The organism is Terrisporobacter othiniensis (genome assembly GCF_000808015.1).
GTDB classification, from domain to species: Bacteria; Bacillota; Clostridia; order Peptostreptococcales; family Peptostreptococcaceae; genus Terrisporobacter; species Terrisporobacter muris.
The window spans coordinates 1-21,948 of sequence record NZ_JWHR01000133.1; the positions used below are offsets into that span (position 1 = coordinate 1).

20 protein-coding genes and 1 riboswitch are annotated in these 21,948 nt (G+C 29.0%); of the genes, 3 read left to right on the forward strand and 17 right to left on the reverse strand.

Annotated elements, in window-relative coordinates; translation table 11 throughout:
- From QX51_RS16440 to QX51_RS16490, 11 genes are all read right to left on the reverse strand, one after another.
- The coding region (locus QX51_RS16440) for a sigma-E processing peptidase SpoIIGA (protein WP_039680988.1) at positions 1 to 331 on the reverse strand (331 nt) is incomplete at its 3' end.
- 295 nt (positions 332 to 626) lie between these two features.
- On the reverse strand, positions 627 to 1,793 hold the full coding sequence (ftsZ, locus tag QX51_RS16445) for a cell division protein FtsZ (RefSeq protein WP_039680989.1): 1,167 nt from the start codon (positions 1,791 to 1,793) through the stop codon (positions 627 to 629).
- Positions 1,794 to 2,227: 434 nt separating this feature from the next.
- Entirely contained in the window at positions 2,228 to 2,962 is a 735-nt protein-coding gene (locus QX51_RS16450; RefSeq protein ID WP_039680990.1) for a cell division protein FtsQ/DivIB, read from the reverse strand.
- A 121-nt stretch (positions 2,963 to 3,083) separates the two neighbouring features.
- Positions 3,084 to 4,334: a UDP-N-acetylglucosamine 1-carboxyvinyltransferase gene (gene murA, locus QX51_RS16455; RefSeq protein WP_039680991.1), complete on the reverse strand. Its 1,251-nt coding sequence runs from the start codon at positions 4,332 to 4,334 to the stop codon at positions 3,084 to 3,086.
- Positions 4,335 to 4,402: 68 nt separating this feature from the next.
- Positions 4,403 to 5,620, reverse strand: a complete 1,218-nt coding sequence (gene murG, locus QX51_RS16460; protein WP_039680992.1) for an undecaprenyldiphospho-muramoylpentapeptide beta-N-acetylglucosaminyltransferase — start codon at positions 5,618 to 5,620, stop codon at positions 4,403 to 4,405.
- A 14-nt stretch (positions 5,621 to 5,634) separates the two neighbouring features.
- Positions 5,635 to 6,765 carry a stage V sporulation protein E gene (gene spoVE, locus QX51_RS16465; RefSeq protein ID WP_039680993.1) on the reverse strand — a complete coding sequence of 377 codons (1,131 nt, stop codon included), beginning with the start codon at positions 6,763 to 6,765 and terminating at the stop codon, positions 5,635 to 5,637.
- 44 nt (positions 6,766 to 6,809) lie between these two features.
- Entirely contained in the window at positions 6,810 to 8,168 is a 1,359-nt protein-coding gene (murD, locus tag QX51_RS16470; RefSeq protein ID WP_039680994.1) for a UDP-N-acetylmuramoyl-L-alanine--D-glutamate ligase, read from the reverse strand.
- Positions 8,169 to 8,186: 18 nt separating this feature from the next.
- Positions 8,187 to 9,152: a phospho-N-acetylmuramoyl-pentapeptide-transferase gene (gene mraY / locus QX51_RS16475; RefSeq protein ID WP_139044986.1), complete on the reverse strand. Its 966-nt coding sequence runs from the start codon at positions 9,150 to 9,152 to the stop codon at positions 8,187 to 8,189.
- Between the two features lie 36 nt (positions 9,153 to 9,188).
- Positions 9,189 to 10,565, reverse strand: coding sequence for a UDP-N-acetylmuramoyl-tripeptide--D-alanyl-D-alanine ligase (locus tag QX51_RS16480; protein ID WP_039680996.1), 1,377 nt, complete (start codon positions 10,563 to 10,565; stop codon positions 9,189 to 9,191).
- A gap of 142 nt (positions 10,566 to 10,707) precedes the next feature.
- Complete coding sequence (locus QX51_RS16485) at positions 10,708 to 12,687, reverse strand: stage V sporulation protein D (RefSeq protein ID WP_039680997.1); 1,980 nt, start codon at positions 12,685 to 12,687, stop codon at positions 10,708 to 10,710.
- Between the two features lie 15 nt (positions 12,688 to 12,702).
- On the reverse strand, positions 12,703 to 13,050 hold the full coding sequence (locus tag QX51_RS16490) for an FtsB/FtsL family cell division protein (protein WP_039680998.1): 348 nt from the start codon (positions 13,048 to 13,050) through the stop codon (positions 12,703 to 12,705).
- Between the two features lie 202 nt (positions 13,051 to 13,252).
- Between QX51_RS16490 and QX51_RS21615 the strand changes: the two genes are divergently transcribed.
- The 3 genes from QX51_RS21615 to QX51_RS16500 are packed head-to-tail and all read left to right on the forward strand — an operon-like array spanning position 13,253 to position 14,859.
- On the forward strand, positions 13,253 to 13,471 hold the full coding sequence (locus tag QX51_RS21615; RefSeq protein ID WP_301655488.1) for a hypothetical protein: 219 nt from the start codon (positions 13,253 to 13,255) through the stop codon (positions 13,469 to 13,471).
- An 8-nt stretch (positions 13,472 to 13,479) separates the two neighbouring features.
- Positions 13,480 to 14,388 carry a M20 metallopeptidase family protein gene (locus QX51_RS16495; protein ID WP_330376099.1) on the forward strand — a complete coding sequence of 303 codons (909 nt, stop codon included), beginning with the start codon at positions 13,480 to 13,482 and terminating at the stop codon, positions 14,386 to 14,388.
- Between the two features lie 36 nt (positions 14,389 to 14,424).
- Positions 14,425 to 14,859: a hypothetical protein gene (locus QX51_RS16500; RefSeq protein WP_039680999.1), complete on the forward strand. Its 435-nt coding sequence runs from the start codon at positions 14,425 to 14,427 to the stop codon at positions 14,857 to 14,859.
- Positions 14,860 to 14,882: 23 nt separating this feature from the next.
- Here QX51_RS16500 and QX51_RS16505 read toward each other — a convergent pair whose 3' ends face one another.
- The 6 genes from QX51_RS16505 to yfmH all read right to left on the reverse strand — a co-directional run bounded on the left by QX51_RS16505 (position 14,883) and on the right by yfmH (position 21,948).
- On the reverse strand, positions 14,883 to 16,235 hold the full coding sequence (locus tag QX51_RS16505) for an MATE family efflux transporter (RefSeq protein ID WP_039681000.1): 1,353 nt from the start codon (positions 16,233 to 16,235) through the stop codon (positions 14,883 to 14,885).
- A 124-nt stretch (positions 16,236 to 16,359) separates the two neighbouring features.
- On the reverse strand, positions 16,360 to 17,649 hold the full coding sequence (locus tag QX51_RS16510) for an O-acetylhomoserine aminocarboxypropyltransferase/cysteine synthase family protein (protein WP_039681001.1): 1,290 nt from the start codon (positions 17,647 to 17,649) through the stop codon (positions 16,360 to 16,362).
- A gap of 134 nt (positions 17,650 to 17,783) precedes the next feature.
- Positions 17,784 to 17,884: riboswitch (SAM riboswitch) on the reverse strand.
- A gap of 62 nt (positions 17,885 to 17,946) precedes the next feature.
- Entirely contained in the window at positions 17,947 to 18,885 is a 939-nt protein-coding gene (rsmH, locus tag QX51_RS16515) for a 16S rRNA (cytosine(1402)-N(4))-methyltransferase RsmH (RefSeq protein ID WP_039681002.1), read from the reverse strand.
- A 26-nt stretch (positions 18,886 to 18,911) separates the two neighbouring features.
- On the reverse strand, positions 18,912 to 19,646 hold the full coding sequence (gene lgt / locus QX51_RS16520) for a prolipoprotein diacylglyceryl transferase (RefSeq protein WP_039681003.1): 735 nt from the start codon (positions 19,644 to 19,646) through the stop codon (positions 18,912 to 18,914).
- Positions 19,647 to 19,657: 11 nt separating this feature from the next.
- Entirely contained in the window at positions 19,658 to 20,440 is a 783-nt protein-coding gene (locus tag QX51_RS16525) for a tyrosine-protein phosphatase (protein ID WP_039681004.1), read from the reverse strand.
- A 221-nt stretch (positions 20,441 to 20,661) separates the two neighbouring features.
- On the reverse strand, positions 20,662 to 21,948 hold the full coding sequence (gene yfmH, locus QX51_RS16530) for an EF-P 5-aminopentanol modification-associated protein YfmH (protein ID WP_039681005.1): 1,287 nt from the start codon (positions 21,946 to 21,948) through the stop codon (positions 20,662 to 20,664).

Consider the following 21,948-nt stretch of genomic DNA (forward strand, 5'->3'; position numbering starts at 1 on the left):
GTTCTATACCTGTAAAATAAATTATAAAATATGTACCTCCACAGATAAAAAAGTTTACCAAAAAAAATATTGTAAGTATTCTTATAAATTCATTTTTATCTGTGGAAACAAATGATATTAGTCCTATAATTACAATAAATATTATTTTTGAGGGTAATGTATATAATAAATAAAACTTTGGAAATAAATAAACAACAGAATAAATAGTTCCAACTACTGCTCCTATTATTTTTTTTTTATAAGAATTTACATTTTTTGTAAGTATAGAAGTACAACTTATAATAATATAATTTATTAATAGGTTTTCAATAATGTAAAGATCCAAATACATTAATTACTCCCCCTTTTTATGTTTATATTATAAGCTAGTGTAAAAAAATAATGTGTCACTTTTAACAGTCGAAACCCAATTACTTTAATATAAAAAAACACAAAAAAAGGAAAAATTCTTCTTTTTCCTTTTTTTAATAATATTTTACTTCTTTTTTATTGGTATAAAAAGATATATATTGTTCATAATTTGTTATAATTAATAATTTTCTTTATAGTTTATAATATGCACTCTAAATAGAGATTATAACAAAAAAATAAGAAGCTTGAGCTTCTTATTTGACTATGTATATTTACTATTTTCTATTTCTTCTTAAGAAGACTGGAATTGGTGGTAAATCATCATCTATATCATGAGACTGCTTTTTAGCTTCCACTTTTTCCTCAACTTTTTCTTCTTTTGTTACTGCAACCTCTTCTACTACAGCTTTTTTGGTAACTATCTCTGAAGGTTTATTAGTTCCTCTATTTTTAAATGAACTTTCAAAACCTTGAGATGGATTAGTTTCAAATCCTGTAGCTATCACAGTTATAACTATATCTTCTCCTAAGTCTTCTCTTATAGAAGTCCCGAATATTATATTTGCTTCTGGATCACATGATTCTGTAACTAAACTTGATGCAGCATTAGCTTCAAATAATGTTAAGTTTGCTCCACCAGCAACATTAAGTAATACCCCTTTAGCTCCTTTTATAGAAGTTTCAAGTAATGGCGATTGTATAGCCTCTTTAGCTGCTTCTATAGCTCTATTTTCTCCACTAGCATTACCTATACCCATATGAGCTAATCCTTTATCCTTCATTATAGAAGTAACATCAGCAAAGTCTAAGTTTATAAGACCTGGCATTTTTATTAAGTCAGATATGGATTGTATACCTTGTTTTAATACATTATCTGCTATAGAGAATGCATCTACCATAGATGTATTCTTTTGTACTATTTGTAAAAGCCTATCATTAGGTATAGTTATTAATGTATCCACATTAGCTTTTAAATCTTTTATACCATCTTCAGCATTTTTCATTCTTATTTTACCTTCGAACCCAAAAGGTTTAGTTACAACACCTACAGTAAGTATCCCCATTTCCTTTGCTAACTTTGCAACTATCGGTGCAGCACCTGTTCCAGTTCCTCCACCCATACCTGCAGTAACAAATACCATATCTGTTCCGTCAAGTAAACTTACGATTTGTTCTCTACTCTCTTCAGCAGCTTTTTTTCCTACTTCAGGCTTAGCTCCCGCACCTAATCCTCTAGTTAACTTTTCTCCGATTTGAATTTGATTTTCTGCCATAGACGATAATAATGCTTGTTTGTCTGTGTTTATAGAAATAAATTCTACTCCTTTTACTTCTTCTCGTATCATTCTGTTAACAGCGTTGTTTCCACCGCCACCAACACCAATAACTTTTATAACAGCATCATTGTTGTCAGTTTCTATATCAATTCTATTATTATTCATTATTTTTTAACCTCCCTATCTTCTGAATTAAACAGTTATGTATTATGATTATATCATTTTACTTATGTTTTTTGTTAAACAACTATTTTATTCCATAAAAATACCAATTCTTACTCTTATTATTATATATACATAATAGATAATTAACAATTAGTCTCGTATCTTGTCAAATAATATGGATAAGTATTCATTTAAATAAAATAATATAAAAGCTTCCTATTCTCTATATTATTATACTCTTAATAGTAATGATTTGAAAATAGATATTTCCTAATTTTATGAAAAAGTTCAAATATTTATCTTTTAAGTTTAAGGAAATATTTTGTGATAGTAATTTACACTATTTGCCTACTTTAAATTTTACTGTGAAAAGATAGTAATATTCAAGTAATTTTTTATATTATTTATGCTTTTTTCTATTTTTTAAATATTTTTTAATTTGAATAAGGACTATATAATACATAGTTGTTATAAGTAAAGTCTATTTTTCCATAAAATTCTTTTCTATTTTGTAAATCTATTAGAACTTTACTAAGCTTTTCTATATTTTTTTCTATGTTCTTATCTTTATTAAGGCATATAGTAAGTCCAGTTTTTCCCCTCATACTAATTCCAGTTTTTTTTCTAAAATCAATTGTTTTAGTTTGTCTTAATATATTTTCTTCATCTAATTTATTATATAGTGTCAATAGCTCATTTTTATCTTCTTCATCCTTAAATTTTAAAGTTTTCTTCTTTAATGTATAATTGATAAATATAACTAAATCATCATTTTTTATCTCTTTCAATTCATCCACAAATTTTCCTTTATTGTCTATATAACAATAAGACTTACCATTATACAAGGGGCCAATAATATTCTTTTCCTTTACATTTACCATCAGTTTATTTGGTATCTTCCTTTTTATTTCGCAATCTTCAACATAGTTGCTTTCTTTAACTTTATCTTCTAAATCTTGTAAATTATAGAAAAAAATATTCTTATTTTTATCTAAACTTAAAAGATTGTTAACATCTTCGTTTGATAAGTATTTATTATTGCTTATTACAACCTGCTTTAAAAAAAAGAAATCACTTTTTAAGAAGAAACATGTTCCAAAGGTTAGCAATAAAGAAAAAAATAAGATTCCCATAAGTTTATTAGTATTTATTTTTTTTATTTTTTTCAAACACACCCCTCCTTAACTTTATTATATATAAAATACTTCTTTCATACTTAAAAATCCTACCAAAGTTTTTCTTTTTAGTAAGCAAATTATGACAAAAAATATAAAAGGCCTAAAAGACCCTTTATACTTTCTTTATATCTGCTCCTAAATTATTTAATACCCCTTCTATATTTTCATATCCTCTTTCCACATGATATATATTACTAATTTCACTTTCTCCCTCAGCTGCAAGGGATGCTATAATCAAAGCTGCCCCGCCTCTTAAATCTGGTGATTTAGTTTTAGCTCCACATAACTTATTTACTCCGTTTACTCTACATAAATGGCTACTTATAATCTCTGTGTTTGCTCCCATTTTATTAAGTTCACTACAATGCATAAAACGATTTTCAAAAATTGTCTCATAAAAAATATTATTTCCTTCACTCAAAGTCATAAGAGCCATCATCTGAGCTTGCATATCTGTTGGATAATTAGGATGAGTATCAGTTTTCAAAAAGTTTATTGCTTTAATTCTCTGTGGAGAAGTTAATATAAGACCTTCTTTAGTATATTCAATATCACATCCTGCTTTTATTAAAGTATTATTTATAGGTTCCATATGGGACCTTACTATTTTATCTACTTCCAAATACCCTCCCGTAATTGCACTTGCAACCATATAAGTTCCTATTGCAATCCTATCAGGAATAACAGTATGTTCTACTTTATCTAATTTATCTACACCTTGTATTTCTATAAAATCGCTTCCTGCACCATTAACTTTTGCTCCCATTTTATTCACATAATCCTGTAAATCCTCTATTTCTGGTTCCTTAGCCGCATTATATATTCTTGTTATCCCTTTTGCTTTTACTGCTGCTAAAATAATATTCTCCGTAGCACCTACACTTGGACTATCAAGAATTATATCATTTCCTATAATTTCTTTTCTTTCACAGTCTATAATACATCCTTCTTCTATTTTTACCCCCAGCTGTCTCAAGGAGTTTAGATGTAAGTCTATAGGTCTTTTACCTATTGCACAACCCCCTGGCTCATATATTTTAACATGTTCTAATCTACTAATCATAGCTCCTAGTACAATAATAGAAGATCTCATTTTCTTAACGTATCCTTCATCTATTTCATTTGATGTTAAATTAGAGCTATCGATTACTAAGACATGATCATTAAAATCAATTTTACATCCTATACTCTCTAAGATATCTATCATCGTATAAACGTCAGCTATCAATGGAACGTTATGAATAATATTAATATTTTCATTCAATAAGGATGCAGCCATTAATGGTAAAATGGAGTTTTTCGCCCCTTTTAGACTTAAGGTTCCGTGTATTTTGTTTCCACCAGTTATTAGATATTTAGACAAAATGAACCCCCCTAATCATAATATTAAATCCCTTATTATTAAATATTATGAGTTAGGGGGGGTATGTGTTACTTTTTCTTTATTCCTATTGTTTTTATTTCCTTAGTTTCCTCATTAGAGTTTATTTCTTCAGGTATATCTTTTAATTCTTGCTTTTCTTTTTTTGTTACATTACTGCCTTGTTTTTCATTGTAAGCTTTCATAATTTCATCGTATATTAAGTCTATTGCTTGAGGCTTACCAATATTTTTACTAGCATTAGCCATATCTATTAGTAGTTCTCTATCTCCTAGCAATTTAAATACTACTTCATTTAATCTTTCAGGAGTTAAATCCTTTTCTAATATAGCTATGCCAGCACCTTGAGATTCTATACTCTTAGCATTGTATTCTTGATGATTTTCAGCAGTGTAAGCTTTTGGTATTATTATTGATGGCTTTCCAAGTGCTGTTATTTCTGCTAAAGATATAGCTCCTGCACTTCCTATTACTATATCACTCGCTGCTAGCCCATCGGCCATATTATCTAAATAAGGCATTACTCTTTGATAAGGTTTTAAAGATACTTCACCTAAAGCTTCCATAAATTCATCATAGTATAACTTACCAGTGGCAAATATAAATGCAATATCTTCTTTAACCATATTTTTTATTACAAGTAACATTGCTTCATTAATTTCTTCTGATCCTCCACTACCACCGTAGCAAAGTACCATTTTCTTATCTTCACTTATTCCTAGTTTTTTTCTTGAAGTAGATTTTCTTGCTTGTAAAATTTCTTTTCTTACTGGATTTCCTGTAAGTACTAATTTGTCTCTACTTTCCTCAGGAAACCTTACATGAGAATCTTCAAAACTTGTAAGAACTCTTGTAACCATTTTTGATAGTATTTTATTAGTAACTCCAGGGAATGAGTTCTGCTCATGAACTATTGTTACAGTCTTGTTTAAAGATGAATTAAATAAAACTGGTCCACTTACATAACCACCTGTTCCTATAACTATGTCTGGTTTAAACTTTTTAACAATTTTTCTAGATTGCTCTAAACCTTTACACAGTTTAAAAACTCTTTTAACATTTTCAAAATCTATTTTTCTTCTAAATCCTTGCACTGTAACAGTTTTCAATTCATATCCGTATTTTGGAACTATTTCTGACTCTATACCTTTTTCTGTTCCTACAAATAATATCTCACAATCAGGATTTTCTTCTTTTATTTTGTTAGCGATTGCTATAGCTGGATAAACGTGTCCTCCCGTTCCTCCGCCTGATAGTAATACCTTCATTGCATCATCTCCTGTTAATTAATCTTGACATGTTTTGAGACGTTTAACACTATTCCTATTTCGCCCATAAGCATGGTCAGTGATGTTCCTCCATAGCTTATAAACGGCAGGGCTACCCCAGTATTTGGCATAGTTGATGTGGCAACAGCAATATTTAATGCTGCTTGAATACCAATTAAAGCTCCTATACCTATTACTAACATGCAAGCAAATATGTCTTCACATTTTAGTGCTATTCGGACACATCTATAAACTAATAATATAAATAACATAATTACTAGTATACATCCTATTAAGCCTAATTCTTCACCTATTATAGCAAAGATAAAATCATTTTGTGGTTCTGGTATGTAAAAATACTTTTGTTTACTCTTTCCTAAACCTAAGCCAAATAATCCTCCTGATCCTAACGCATACAAACTTTGTATAACCTGGTATCCTGCTCCCAGTGGATCTTGGAAGGGATCTAAAAATGAGGTAATACGCTTTAGTCTATAAGGCTCTATCATTACTAAAATACCAAATAACGCCACTCCTGATAATCCCATTGCTCCAACAAATTTCATATTCATTCCTGCTACAAATAACATAACAAATGTTACAAGTATTACAGTTCCAGCCGTAGACATATTAGGTTCAAACATTATTAATACAAATATTAGCATAGGCATAAGTAAAAGTGGTAAAACACCTTTTGTCAAAGATTTTATTTTATCGTATCGTTTTTCTATTAGTTTTGCTGTAAATATAACACATGCGAATTTTGCTATATCTGATGGTTGAAAAGTTGCAAATCCAACACCTAGCCATCTTTTTGCACCATTAGCTTCAATTCCAAGAGGTGTTAAAACTAAAAGTAAAAATATTATTGCTATTATAGATACTAGAGTCGCATACTTTCTCCAAACCTTGTAATCTATATTGGACAAAACCATCATTCCTATAAATCCCAGTGTCGCAAATATTAAATCTCTTTTTAAAAAATAATAGGGATCATTGTGTTTAAATGAAGATTGAATATAACTTGCACTAAACACCATGATGATCCCAAAAAATACTAAAATCATTGTAGTATAAAATACTACTGGATCAAAATCAGTCTTCATTCCCCTGTCAACTTGCTTTTTTAAAATTTTACTAGGCATCTGATAGACTACCCTCCATTTCGCAATAAATTGCTTTGAAGGAGTTATTTTAAGTTGTTTACATTATCTTTGAAGTCGCATCCTCTCACTTCAAAACTTTTATACATATCCCAACTTGCACAAGCAGGAGATAAAAGAACTACATCTCCACTTTCGGCTAAGTTGTAAGAAGCCTCTACTGCTTCTTTCATATTATTAACTCTAATTATAGTTTGATAATCTTTTTCTTTTGCACATTGTTCTATTATGCCAGCTGTTTCTCCCATTAAAATTAAAGCTTTAATATTTTCTTTTCCTATTTCTAAAAGCTCATTAAAATCACTTTCTTTATTATATCCACCAGCTATTAATATAACTGGATTTTCATAAGAAGTTATTGCCTTAATTGTTGAATCTGGATTAGTTCCCTTTGAATCATTTACAAACATAATATCATTTAAAGTCTTTACATATTCTAACCTATGCTCTACTGCCTTGAATGTCTTTAATACATGTTTTAATGTTTCTAAATTAATATTAGATACATATGCCATGGCAATAGCTGCCATACAGTTTTCTAAGTTATGATTCCCTGGTAAACTAAGCTCTTTTTTGTTTAATAAAACAATTTTTTCATCTATATCAATAACTATATTGTTATTTTCATCTAAATATACACCTTTATCAAGTTTTTCTTTTCTTGAGAAGAATATTATTTGACCATTACACCTAGAAGATAATTTTCTAACTTCTTCATCATCATAATTTAATATGGCAAAATCATTTTTATCTTGATTTTTAAATATATTAGCTTTTGCAGATATATAATTTTCCATAGTATGATGTCTATTTAAGTGATCTGGTGAAAAGTTCAATATTGATGCAACTTTAGGTTTGAAATCAACAATACTTTCCAATTGGAAAGAGCTTAACTCTGTTATTAAATAAGAATCTTCATTTGTACTTTCTACTGTATCTATAACAGGATTTCCAATATTTCCAACTATATATGTGTCTTTATTATCTGATTTGAATATTTCGCCTACTAAAGATGTTGTCGTAGTTTTTCCATTTGTTCCAGTTATTCCTACAAATATAGGATTTTTAGAAAGTCTATAAGCAAGTTCTACTTCTCCTATTATTTCTATATTACTTTCTTTTAATTTTAGTATAAATGGTAGGTCTAAAGGTACTCCTGGAGATACTACAGCCAAGTCTATGTGATCCACATTCTCTGGATGATATCCAAGGATATACTCTGCATTTTTTATATCTTTTAATTCCAATAATATATCTTTTAATTTTTCTTCATCTTTTATATCATTAACTATTATATTTGCTTCTAATTTATTTAATAATTTAATTGTTGAAACACCTGTTTTTGCCAGCCCAACAAGTAAAATATTTTTATTTTTTAGGTTCATTTTTTTCCCCCCTAATGATTAGAATACTGCTATTATTCCTATCCATGCTAATACTACTGTAGTTATCCAAAATATGAATACAACTCTTGTTTCTGGCCATCCACATTGTTCAAAATGATGGTGGATTGGTGCCATTTTAAATACTCTTTTTCCAGTTAATTTAAATGATAACACTTGTATTATTACTGATATAGCTTCTGCAAAATAAATCCCACCTACTATTGGTATTAAAAGTACTGAGTTTGTTAAAACTGCAAAAGATACTACTGCCCCACCTAAAGCCATAGAACCTGTATCTCCCATAAATACCTTAGCTGGATATGAGTTAAATCCTAAGAAACCTAAACAAGCTCCACCAGTAGCTGCTGCAAGTATAGCAACATCACTATTACCTACAGTAGTTGCTAATATCATAAAGAATGCCGATACTACTAATGTTACTCCTGATGCTAAACCATCTAATCCATCAGTTAAGTTTACAGCATTTACTGTTCCTATTATTATAAACATCATTATTGGTACATATAAAGGTCCTAAATTAATTACATAATCAGTAAATGGAACCATTATTTGTGTTGCACTTGGTGACGCACTGTATTGATAGTAAGCTACAAATAGTGCAAGTGCAAATTGAAGTATAATTTTTTGGTATGCTTTAAGTCCTAAAGATCTCTTCATTTTTATTTTGATGAAATCATCTAAAAATCCTACAAATCCAAATCCTGTTATACATATTAATCCTACTAATAAGTCTTTGTCTATTTTTGCTCTCGTAAGTCCAGTAATAAGAATAGCTATTATCATTATTACTCCACCCATAGTCGGTGTTCCATTTTTTTGTAAATGAGTTTGGGGCCCATCATCCCTAACCGTTTGACCAAATTTGAATTTTGCTAACATTGGTATAAATATTGGTCCTAGTATAACTACTATTAAAAATGCGATTATCGCTGTATACGTAAGCTGTGTTATTCCTAACATAATATAAAACTCCTCTCCCTAGTTCGCTAATTATTTTGTCTATTTATTAAGATGTTCAACAATTTTTTCTAGATGCATTCCTCTCGATGCCTTGACTAAAATAGTGTCATTTGCTTTTATAATCTCATCTAGTTTTTCAATTGCTTCTTCTTTTGTCTCAAAATGATAAAGATTGTCAGGGTTCATATTACTTTCTTTTAATTCTTTTACTATAAACTCTGCATCCTTTCCTATTGCTATTAGTATATCTACATTTTCTAACGCTGCTTTTCCTACTTGTCTATGGCCAAATTCTGCAAATTCACCCATTTCAAACATATCTCCAAGTATTGCTACTCTTCTACTTTCATATCTGCCAAGAATGTTTAGTGCCGCAGTCATAGAATCTATACTAGCATTATAAACTGAGTCAATTATAGTTAAATTATTATTTTTTATAATGTCTAATCTATTTTTTGTACATTGGAAATTTTTTAAACCGTCTTTTATTTCCTCTATTGTCATATTAAGATTAATTCCTACTAATATGGCTGCCATAGCATTGTATATATTGTGTTTTCCAACTGTTGGTATGAAAAATTCTTCTTTTTTTCCATCAATAACTGCTCTGAAATTTATACTATCTTCATCCATTTCAAAAGATTCACAATATATATCATTGTTTTTTTCAAATCCGAAAGTTTTTAATTTGTAAACTAAGTCTTTATTTTTTAAAGTTTTTAAACAATCATCATCTCCGTTTACTATTAATAACGAACTTTCATCAAAGTTTGTTGTTATTTCCATTTTAGCTTTAAATATTCCATCTCTACTTCCAAGATGCTCTACATGAGAATATCCAACATTAGAAATTATACCTATTTGTGGATGTACTATGTTTACTAAATATTCAATTTCATTAAACCCACTCATTCCCATTTCTATTACTGCACATTCGTGTCCTTTATTTAAGTTAAATAAAGTTAAAGGTACTCCAAATTGGTTGTTTAAGTTTCCTACATTTTTTAGTGAATTATATTTTGCACTAATTGTAGAGTGTACCATATCTCTAGTAGTTGTTTTTCCTACACTACCCGTAACAGCTATAAACGGTATTTCAAATTTGTTTTTGTAAAATCTAGCAATATCACCAAGAGCTATTTCCGTGTTGTTTACTTCTATTACATTAATTTCTTTATTCTCTATGTCAACGTTGTTATTTTTATTTTTTATAATAGTTTTACAGCCTTGATTTATAGCTAAATTAATGAAATCATGCCCATCTAAGTTCTCTCCAACTATAGCAACAAAAACATTGTCTTTACTTGCTTTTCTACTGTCTATTACTATATCGTTTACTAAAATTTCTTCGTTACACTTTGAAACCAGTTGTCCTTCACTAGCAAGTATTAACTCTTTTATAGTTAAATATTCCATTTTAACCTCCTTATTCATTTTTAATTTCATACTTATCTTTATAAAAGGCAATGCATTATATACATCGCCTTTTATACATTTATCTTAATAATTATATACCATATTAACTTTTTTTTGAAGGTATTTATAAGTTTCTATAATATTAATTATCAAAATAAATGGATATTAGAGAACCTTCGTTTACGCTAACTCCAGGTTTTGGAAACATATCTTTTATTATTGTTTCCTCTTTTATATCCACATCATTATCAATATTAGCCTCCAATTTAGCCTCCTCTAAAACTTTTGTTGCATCTTCTATAGTTAAACCTCTGACATCAGGCACACTTACTTTATTTTTAATGTTTTCAGATTTTTCTTCTTCTGTATACTCAGGTTCTACACCCAAGTATTTTAATGTATTGCTCATTACTTCTTTAATAATAGGTCCTGCAGTAGTTGAACCAAATTGCATAACTCCTGTAGGCTCATCTACTATTGCAAGTACTACAATCTCTGGATCATCAGCTGGTGCCATCCCAATAAAGGAACAAACATAATGGCCTTGAGCATAAGACCCATTTATAACTTTTTGTGCAGTTCCTGTTTTTCCACCTAATCTATATCCTGGTAAATATGCTATCTTACCTCCACCATCTGTAACAACAGATTCCATTATTTCTCTCATTTGAGCGGATGTTTCTTTTGATATAACTTGCTTAACCTGTACAGGATCTATTTCTTTAGTTATATTTCCTTTGTTATCTGTATATGACTTTACTAACCTTGGCTCCATTCTATTTCCATCATTCACTATGGAACATACTGCTGTAATAAGTTGAATAGGAGTTACTGATATGGATTGGCCAAAGGAAATTGTTGCTAATTCAACAGGTCCTACATCCTTCTCTTTATACATTATACTGCCTGCTTCACCAGGTAAATCTATACCTGTTTTTTTATTTAATCCAAAAGCTTCTATGTAATCATACATTTTTGCAACTCCAAGTCTTCTTCCAACTTCAACAAATACTGGGTTACAGGAGTTTTGAACACCTTGTTTAAATGTTTCAGCTCCATGAGGTCTATAAGATCTCCAACATTTTATTTTTTGTCCTTCAACCATTACACTGCCACTACAAGTAAATTTATCATCTTGCTTAACAACACCTTCTTCCAGCCCTGATGCTGAAGTTATAAGCTTAAATGTTGAACCTGGTTCATATGTATCACTTACTGCAGTATTTCTCCACATTGTTGAATATGCTTTTATTTTTTCATTATCACTTTTACACTCTTCTAATAGTTCTTCATATGCAGGATAAATCGCTTTTGTTGGAGTATTCGGATCATAATCAGGTTTTTTTACCATTGCTTTTATATCACCTGTTTTAGGATCCATTGCAATTATAGTAACTTTACTTGCATTATTTTCTTCATAAGCTTTTTGTGCAGCCTTTTCACAATAATGTTGAATTACTTCATCAACAGTTAATACCAACCCATTTCCTGTTGTTGGCTCATAATATTGTTCAGAACCTTGTGGTATTTCTTTTCCTGCTGCATCAGTACTTACAATCAATTTCCCCGAAGTGCCTTTCAATACACTGTCATATTTTAATTCTATACCTGCTACACCTGCTGAATCTGCAGATGTATGTCCAAGTACATAAGATGCAAAGTTACCATATGGATAATATCTTTGGTTGTCTTCTGCCACCCATATTCCTGATAATCCCGCCTTTGTAATTTTATCTGCAGTATCATCATCAATCCATCTTTTTACTTTAACTAAAGCCATATTTTTCTTATTTACCTTCTTGTATATATCATCATATTTTTCATCTAATATTTTTGCCAGCTCTTCCGATGTTTTTTTCGCATCTTTTACTTCAACCGGTTTACACCATACTGTGTATTTTGTAACACTTACTGCTAACTCCTTCATATTTGTATCGTATATAGTTCCTCTTTTAGCTTCTATTGGAATTTCTCTTGTCTGTTGTTCTGATGCTTTCGTACTAAGCCATTCTCCTTTAACAAGTTGTAAATATCCTATCCTAAATATCAATCCTAAAAACAAGGAGCATGCCAAGACCATTACTATAACTAATCTCTTCCTACTATTTATTTTTATCTTCATTAATAACCTCCCTTTCTAACTGTTTAAGTCAACATATCTCATTTGACTTTCATTAGGGTAATCCATATTTAACTTTTCTTTTGCATTTTCTTCTATATTAGTAATGCTTGAGTTTTTTAGTTGTTCCATTTTTAAACCATCTAAAGCTATTTCTTCTTTTCTCAACTGTTTTTTTAATGTATTAATTTCATATTTATAGTTTGATACAATAACATTACCACATAAATTTATGATGATTATTGATACCATAGGAAATACGAACAAAATAGGCTTAACTACTCTTTTTATTTTTCTCTTTCTATATCTATTCTTTTTTCTCTTTTTATATTCATTTATGTTTTTTACTCTTTTCTTTTTATCCAAAAAATCACCTCCGTCTTCTGTGATATATACATATTTAGTTATTTTATATCTTTCCTCCTTTAATGATCTATACAAAAATTCATACATAAAAGAGTATAAATTTATATATATAGAATATTTTTTTAAAAATCTTCTGTTTCATTTTATTTTTAATAAAGTAATTTATACTTAAATTAATATTTCTTTAAAAGGGGTAATTATTATGGATGAAATAATTAAAGCCTGTGAAAAATTAGAACCGTGGCTAATTAAAGTTAGAAGAGAATTACATAAAAGTGCTGAACTTAGCTTTAAAGAATACCAAACAAAAAATATATTAATAAAATATTTAGACGAAATAAATATGAGTTATAATATCATAAAAGATTCTACTGGAATTGTAGCTTTATTAATGCTAACTCTCCAATTACCATTGGAATAAGAGCCGATATGGATGGTTTACCCATAGAAGAAAAGTGTAATATAGATTATAAATCTGAAAATAAAGGTATAATGCATGCTTGTGGTCATGATGCTCATTTAACAATAGCCCTAGGACTTTGTAAAATATTAAATAAATTTAGATATAGGTTAAAAGTAAATGTTAAGTTTATTTTTCAACCTGGAGAAGAGATTGGTGGTGGTAAAATAATAATAAATAATGGCGTTTTAGAAAACCCAAAAGTAGACTATATCTTTGCATTACATGTTGCTCCTCACCTCTTATGTGGGTCTATGGAAGTAAAAGCAGGTATAATGGCAGCTTCCACTGATAGATTGCATATCACTATAAAAGGTAAAAAAAGTCACGGAGCTTATCCTAATGAGGGTATTGAGGCAATAGTTACTTCATCTTATTTAATTTCATCCTTACAAACTATTGTAAGCCGAAATATAGATCCCAATCACTCCGTCGTCATCACCTTTGGTAAAATTTTGGGTAGAGAAAAAGGAAATATAATTTGCGACGAAGTTAATTTAGTGGGAACCTTAAGAACACTAAATAATGAGGATAGAAATTTATCAAAGAAAAGAATAAAAGAAATTTGCACTCATGTTGGCGAGACTTTCAATAGTTCCATTACTATTGATATAAAAGAAGGCATACCTCCCTTAATAAATGATGCAGAGTTAGTAAGTAAAATCATAAGAAATGGAGTTGAACTTTTAGGTAATGATAACGTAATTATAAAGGATAAATCTTCCTTGGGAGCTGAAGATTTTGCGTATTTTTTACAAAAAACAAAGGGTGCTTTTTTCAATATAGGATGTGCTAATGATACTATTAATTCTCCCATACATACTTCCACATTTAATATCGATGAAAACTGCTTGCTTATAGGTGTACTTTTACAATAAAAAAATATTTTTATGTTTCAATAAAAGGAGGTATATATGAGAAAGTCATTGTTATTGATTATATTAATATCTACTACTATTATTTTTTATGGTTGCAATAAAAATTCAAATGAAGACAACCCTGTTTCCCTGTATTCTGTAGATATAAGTTCACTAAATAATAAAAAAATATTGGATGTAATACATGATGAAAGTTTAGAAGAAGGTGTTTATCAAATAATAACAGATAGTAATAAATATATTTTTTTCAAAGGTCTCAAAAATGAATATGTAGATATAGATTCAACACTTGATAATAAAACTCTAATAATAAGTTGTAATACTTCAACATCTTCAGAAGATAGCAATAAGCTTTATGTTATAAGAGAAAAAAATACTACTTCTTCAAGCGATAAAAATATATTTTTTGATACCATTCTTTTAAAAATAAATGATAACGAAGTTCCTTTTAAATCTATTCAAACAATATAAAAAGCTCATTTTTAATGAGCTTTTTATATTTCATGCAATTTCCACTTACTTCCCTTATATCTAGTAATAAAAAATATTGCTCTAAATATCCAGTCAATACTCATAGCTACCCATACACCAAAAACTCCCATATTCATATATCTTCCCAATATATAACTGAAACCAATTCTAAAAATCCACATAGATAAAGTAGCAACTATCATACAAAATTTAACATCATTTGCTGCACGAAGAGTGTTTGGAAGTACAAAAGAAACAGTCCAAATAATAATTGATAAGCTTCCATGATAAAAAATAATATTCCTTGAAACCCTTGCTGTATAATCAGATAAATTATATGCTTTTAAAATTAATGGCATACTTATAAAGGTAATTATAACCGCTAATAATATGCTTAAGGTACATATTTTAACTAATTTTCTTGTATAATATTTTGTTTGATTATAATCTCCTGCTCCTATGCATTGGGATGTTACAGAAAGGGTTGCTTGACTAATCGCCATACCCGGTATTATTTGAAAAAGTCCAACTGAATTTGCCACAGCATTGGCTGCAATAGCTGCTGTTCCAAAAGTTGAAATCAAATTTAGCACAATAATTTTTCCAAGTTGAAACATACCATTTTCCAAACTGTTAGGAACACCTATATAAAGTATTTTTCTAATTAATGTTCTATCAAACTTCTTACATATTTTTTTAGATAAATGAATTTGTAAATTTTCATTTCTTATTAAGACAAAAATCACTACAGCAGCCACAACTCTAGAAAAAACTGTTGGTATAGCTGCACCTGCAATTCCTATCTTAAAAATATATATTAGAAAATAATTCCCTATAAAGTTTATTAAGTTCATCATAATTGATATTTTCATGGTGATTTTTGAATTTCCCATAGCTCTAAATAGTGCTGCCCCACCATTATATATTGCTATAAAAGGAATTGACATAAATACTATAGTTAAATAAGTATTAGAATAGCTCATAACATCTTTTTCTATGTGTCCAAAAACTATATTAAGAATAAAATATTTGCTTAAATATCCAATTATCATGACAGTAATCGAGCTTAAAAATAGAAAAAGGATAAGTTGATCTGCACTTTTACATGCTTTATCTTCTTTCTTTTGGCCCAAATATTGGCCTGCTACAACAGCTCCCCCTGTTGCAAGAGCTGTAAAAATATTCATTATAAGAATATTTATACTATCTACTAATGATACTGCTGATACAGCTGATTCCCCTATACTTGCAATCATAATAGAATCAACTAAACCTACTGTCACTAGTAAAAATTGCTCTATTATTAAAGGAAAAATAAGTTTATATAAACTTTTATCAGAGAATAAATATCCATTTGCTTTTGAAGTAACTTCCATAGTATACCCTCCTTGAAATTTTTACCAATAACAATTATAGCAGATATTCACTTTGTATACATAAGTTTCAATCCCTTTAATATAAAAAAGAAGATGAATGTTATCACCTTCCTTTTTCTTAGTTCTATAATGATGCTTTTTCTAAAGCTTGATTTAAATCCCAAATTAAGTCATCTATATCTTCTATTCCCACAGAAACTCTTATCATATCTGGAGTAACTTCTGCCAATTCTTGTTCTTTTTCATTTAATTGAGCATGAGTTGTACTAGCTGGATGAATTACCAGTGATTTAGCATCTGCAACATTAGCAAGGTGAGAGAATATTTGAAGGGATTCTATAAATTTAATTCCTGCTTCCAATCCTCCTTTTATTCCAAAAGTAAATATAGACCCTGGTCCCTTAGGTAAATATTTTTGACCTAAGTCATAATATTTATTTCCTTTTAAACCTGGATAGTTTACCCAAGCAACTTTAGGGTGATTATTTAAAAATTCTGTAATTTTCTTAGTATTTTCCACATGTCTTTCCACCCTCAAAGATAAAGTCTCAAGTCCTATTAATAATTGGAATGCACTTTGTGCACTTAGAGATGCTCCTGTATCTCTTAAGTATTGAGCCAATAACTTTGTAGCATAAGCTGACTTTCCGCAATCCTTAGCATAATTTAATCCATTATAAGATAAGTCTGGTTCTGTTAAGCATGGGAATTTTCCACTTTCTATCCAATCAAAGTTACCACTATCAACTACTACTCCACCTAAAGTTGTTCCATGTCCACCTATAAATTTTGTAGCTGAATGAACAACTATGTCTACCCCATAATCAAATACTTTTACTAAATAAGGTGTTCCAAAAGTATTATCTAACATAAATGGAATTTTAGCTTCATGAGCTATCTCTGCAATTTTTTCTATATCAATAATATTTATTCCTGGATTTCCTATAGTTTCTGCATAAACAAGTCTTGTTTTATCATTTATAGCATCTCTAAAACTTTCTGGATCATCAGGATTTACAAAATGAGTTGTTATCCCTAGTTTAGGTAACATATTTGATAATAAATTAAATGTTCCACCATAAATTGTTGGTGCAGCAACTATTTCATCACCAGCTTGAAGTATATTTAATATAGCTGCATTTATTGCCCCCATTCCTGAAGAAAAAGCCACAGCTCCTACTCCACCTTCAAGTAGTGCCATTCTTTCCTCAAATACAGCCACAGTTGGATTTGATATTCTTGAGTAAATATGTCCATCTGTTTTTAAAGCAAATAAATCTGCACCATGAGCCACACTTTCAAAGCAATATGATGTTGTTTGATAAATTGGAACTGCTCTAGCTCCCGTAGATGAATCTGGTTGTTGTCCCCCATGAATTTGTAATGTTGCAAAGCCTAACTTTCTTTCACTCATTATTTGTATCCCCCTTGTTATTTAATATAAATAATATTAAACAATATATAAAAAACCTTACAAGTTATATCTCATAATATAAAAAAGACTCTTTTATCTTAAAGATAAAAGAGTCTTAATAATCTAAGATTTATCTCTTATCTTTCTTATGTTTCCATAAGTAGGATTTAGCACCTATCTAATATAGGTTGCTGGACTTCTTTGGGCCTATTCCCTCCATCACTCTTGATAAGATTTTTTACTATTAATTTAATAAGTTAATTGTATACATGTTTTTATTATCTTGCAATAAAAAAATTATTTTTTTTGAGCTACTCTAAGTTTTGCACTTCTAGCTCTTGGATTTCTTTCAATTTCTTCATCACTAGGAAATATTGGTTTTCTTGTTATAATCTTAACTTCTGACTTTTTATCACATTGACAAATTGGAAGCTCTGGTGGACATACACAACTTAAAGCTAAGTCTTTGAATTCATTTTTAACTATTCTATCTTCTAAAGAATGGAAAGTTATTATACAAACTCTTCCTCCCTTATTCATCATAGATACAGCATCCTCTATCATTTTATTTATTACACCAAGTTCATTGTTTACTTCTATTCTTATAGCTTGAAATGTTCTCTTCGCAGGGTGTGGTCCATCTATTCTAGCTTTTTTAGGTATTGCTTTTTTGATAACATCAACAAGCTCACCAGTTTTTTCAATTGGACCATTCGCTTCTCTTTCTTCTACTATGAATTTTGCAATTCTTTTTGCCCAATTATCTTCACCATAATCTTTGATTATCTTAGCTAATTGTTCTTCACTATAAGTGTTTACCACGTCATAAGCAGAAAAATCTTTTCTAACGTCCATTCTCATATCTAATGGTGCATCATGCATATAAGAAAATCCTCTATCAGCTTCATCAAGTTGATGAGAAGATACACCTAAATCAGCAAGTACTCCATCTATTTTGTAAACACCTATTTTTTCCAGTTCTGATTTGAGATTTTCAAAATTACTGTGTACAAATCTTACTCTATCTGAGTACTCAGCTAATCTTTCTTTTGCCGTAGCTATGGCATTTTTATCTTGATCAAATCCTATAAATAATCCTTTATCAGATAATCTCTTTACTATTTCTTTTGAATGACCTGCACCACCCATGGTACAGTCAACATATACTCCATCTTCTTTTATGTCTAAATTTTCAATACATTCATCTAGTAGTACTGACACATGATTAAATTCCATTTTTTCTTCTCCTTAAGAGTTACTAGTTAGCCTCTATTTTTCTTCTTTGATAATATTTTATGTAAAATCAAACAAACTATAATTGTTACTAAACTTATTACTTGAGCCATTCTAAGTTGACCAATCATAAGAGAATCTGTTCTAAGTCCTTCTATGAAAAATCTTCCTATAGAATATAATATTAAATAAGTTATAGCCAATTGACCTTCATATTTTTTCTTTTTTCTAAAACACCATAAGAATATGAATATACCTAAATCCCAGATAGATTCATATAAAAATGTTGGATGAACTTTTATTCCATCCACAATTATTCCCCATGGTAAACTTGTTGGACCTCCATGAGCTTCTCCATTTATATAATTTCCCCATCTTCCTATAGCTTGACCTAATGGAATACCAATCATTACAGTATCAGCCATTTTGAAGAAATTAATCTTTTTAATCTTAGTATATATAAAACCTGCTAATATACCACCTATTAAAGCCCCATGTATTGCCATTCCTCCACCCCTGAAATTTAATATTTCAGATAAGTGGTTTGAATACCAAGACCAATTAAAAATAACATAATAAAGCCTTGCACCTAAAAGTCCACATGGTATAGCAATTATGGCTAAATTTAATAAATCATCTTCACTTATTTTTACTCTTTTTCCTTCTTTTAATGCTATAAACACACATAGTATCATAGCCAATGCCATTAATACGCCGTACCACATTATATCTAATCCGAATATCGTAAATGCCACTCTATCCATTATTTCACCTCTTATAGTTTAAATAATCTTTTAAAAAATCCTTTTTTCCTTACTTCTTCTTTATAAGGTTTTGATATATTTAAATCCTCATTATTTATTATCGCATTATTATTTTTAACAAATAAGTTATCCGCAATTTCTTTTGAATATTTCTCACATACATATTTATAAGCATCTAAAAATATAGGTGTTCTTCTTTTGCTACGATGAGCATCTGTTCCAACTACATGAACCATATTTCTATTTATTAATGTATCACAAGTTCTTTGCAATTCTTTTCCACTTTTACCTAAAATACTATGAGAATTTATTTGTATTATAGCTCCAGCATTAATAACATCATATATTAAATCCGGATTTTCTTGAACTTCTATATATCTTTCCACATGTGCAAAAACTGGTATATAGTTTTTTTCTTTTAATTCATACACTATATTACATAAATCACTTGGAAAATTTGTAGGAGGAAGCTCTATTAGTATGTATCTACTATTATTTAAAGTGTAAAAATCTAATTCGTCAATTTGCTTTATTAAATCTTTAGTATAGTAAATTTCATTCCCAATTAATACTTCAATATCTATCATATTTTCTTTTAAAACATTATTAAAGTCTTTTAGCTCTTTTAATAATTCTTCGCCTTTTTTATACCTGAAATCTGGATGATAATGCGATGTATTAACAATCTTTTTTATACCTTGTTCCCTAGCTATTAGTGCCATTTCTATCGACTCATTCAAGCTTCGTGAACCATCATCTACCTCAGGCAAAATATGGCAATGTATATCAATCATAAAACATAGCCTCCTTATACCCTAAATAATTATATTTTTCATTCTTTATTATATCAGTTTCTTCTTAATAAAAAAATAGAATGCCTTAATTATAATGAATTAATAAATATTTTACAACTAAAAAAAGGATAATTAAAGTGTATTTTTAACTAAAATTACCTTTTTAATTAAAACCCTACAATTATCCTTTATTTTATTACATTTTCATTTTTATATAATTATTATCTAGGCTCTGCAATAGATATTACACAATTTTCTTCTTTAAAGTGATTATTTAATCTTTCAGTAACCTCTTCAAATGTAATTTCTTTCATGACTTCTACGTAATCAAGCAAATTTATGCCTTTAAATTTATAAGTTATAAAATTATTAGCTATAAAAGTAACTGAGTCGAAATATTTTATAAAGTTACCTATGTGTTTTTTCTTTGTTCTTTCAAACCCTTCTTTATCTAGACCTTCACATTTGAATTTTTCAATATAAGACATAATAATTTCTTTTACCTTGTGAGGATCTTTTGATTCACCACCTATAGATGTATATGAATAGTCTATTTGTGAAGAGAATCCTGCACCAAAACTTGGAGTTATAAGTCCTTGCATATATAAGTCTTCGTATATGGCACTACCTTTTTTAAATAACATATCAGTAAGAATATCTGTCATTACTTCATATCTTAACAATTCCTTACCTTTTATTCCTACTTTATCATCTTTGAAGCAAATAGAGAACATTGGCATCGATATAGGAAATTTTTCTACTATTTCTTTTTGTTTTACTTCATTAGGTTCTTCTGGATAAAATCTTACAATTTCTTCTTGAAGTTTTTGTATATCTTTATGATTAGCTTTTCTTACATGATTAAATACTTCTTCTTCATTTAAATCACCTACAACAAATAAAATCATATTTCCTGGGTTATAAAATGTATTGTAGCATTTATATAACTCTTCTTTAGTTATTTTATAAATACTATCTACAGTACCTGCAATATCTATTTTTGTTGGATGATTTATATACATTGCTTTTAATGCATTAAAGAATACATTCCACTCTGGGTCATCATTATACATCTTTATTTCTTGTTCTATTATTCCCTTTTCTTTTTCTACGTTTTCATCTGTAAAATATGGTGTTTGAACATAATCTATCAGATGTTCTAAACATTCATAAAAATATTCTGTGGCAGAAAATAAATAAGCTGTCATAGTAAAGTTTGTAAAAGCATTGGCATTAGCTCCATACTTCGAAAACTTATCAAATGCATTTCCACCATCTGGTTGTTCAAACATTTTATGTTCTAAGAAGTGTGCAATACCTGCATTCACTATCATCTTTTCTTTTTCATTTATAGGTATAAATTCTAAATCATTTGATCCGTAATTAGTTGCAAGGACAGCATATTTTTTAGTAAATCCTTTTTTAGGCATAAAATAAACATCTAAACCATTTTCTAATTTTTCATAATATAATTCTTCTTTTAATAATTCATTAACTATTTTTTCCAT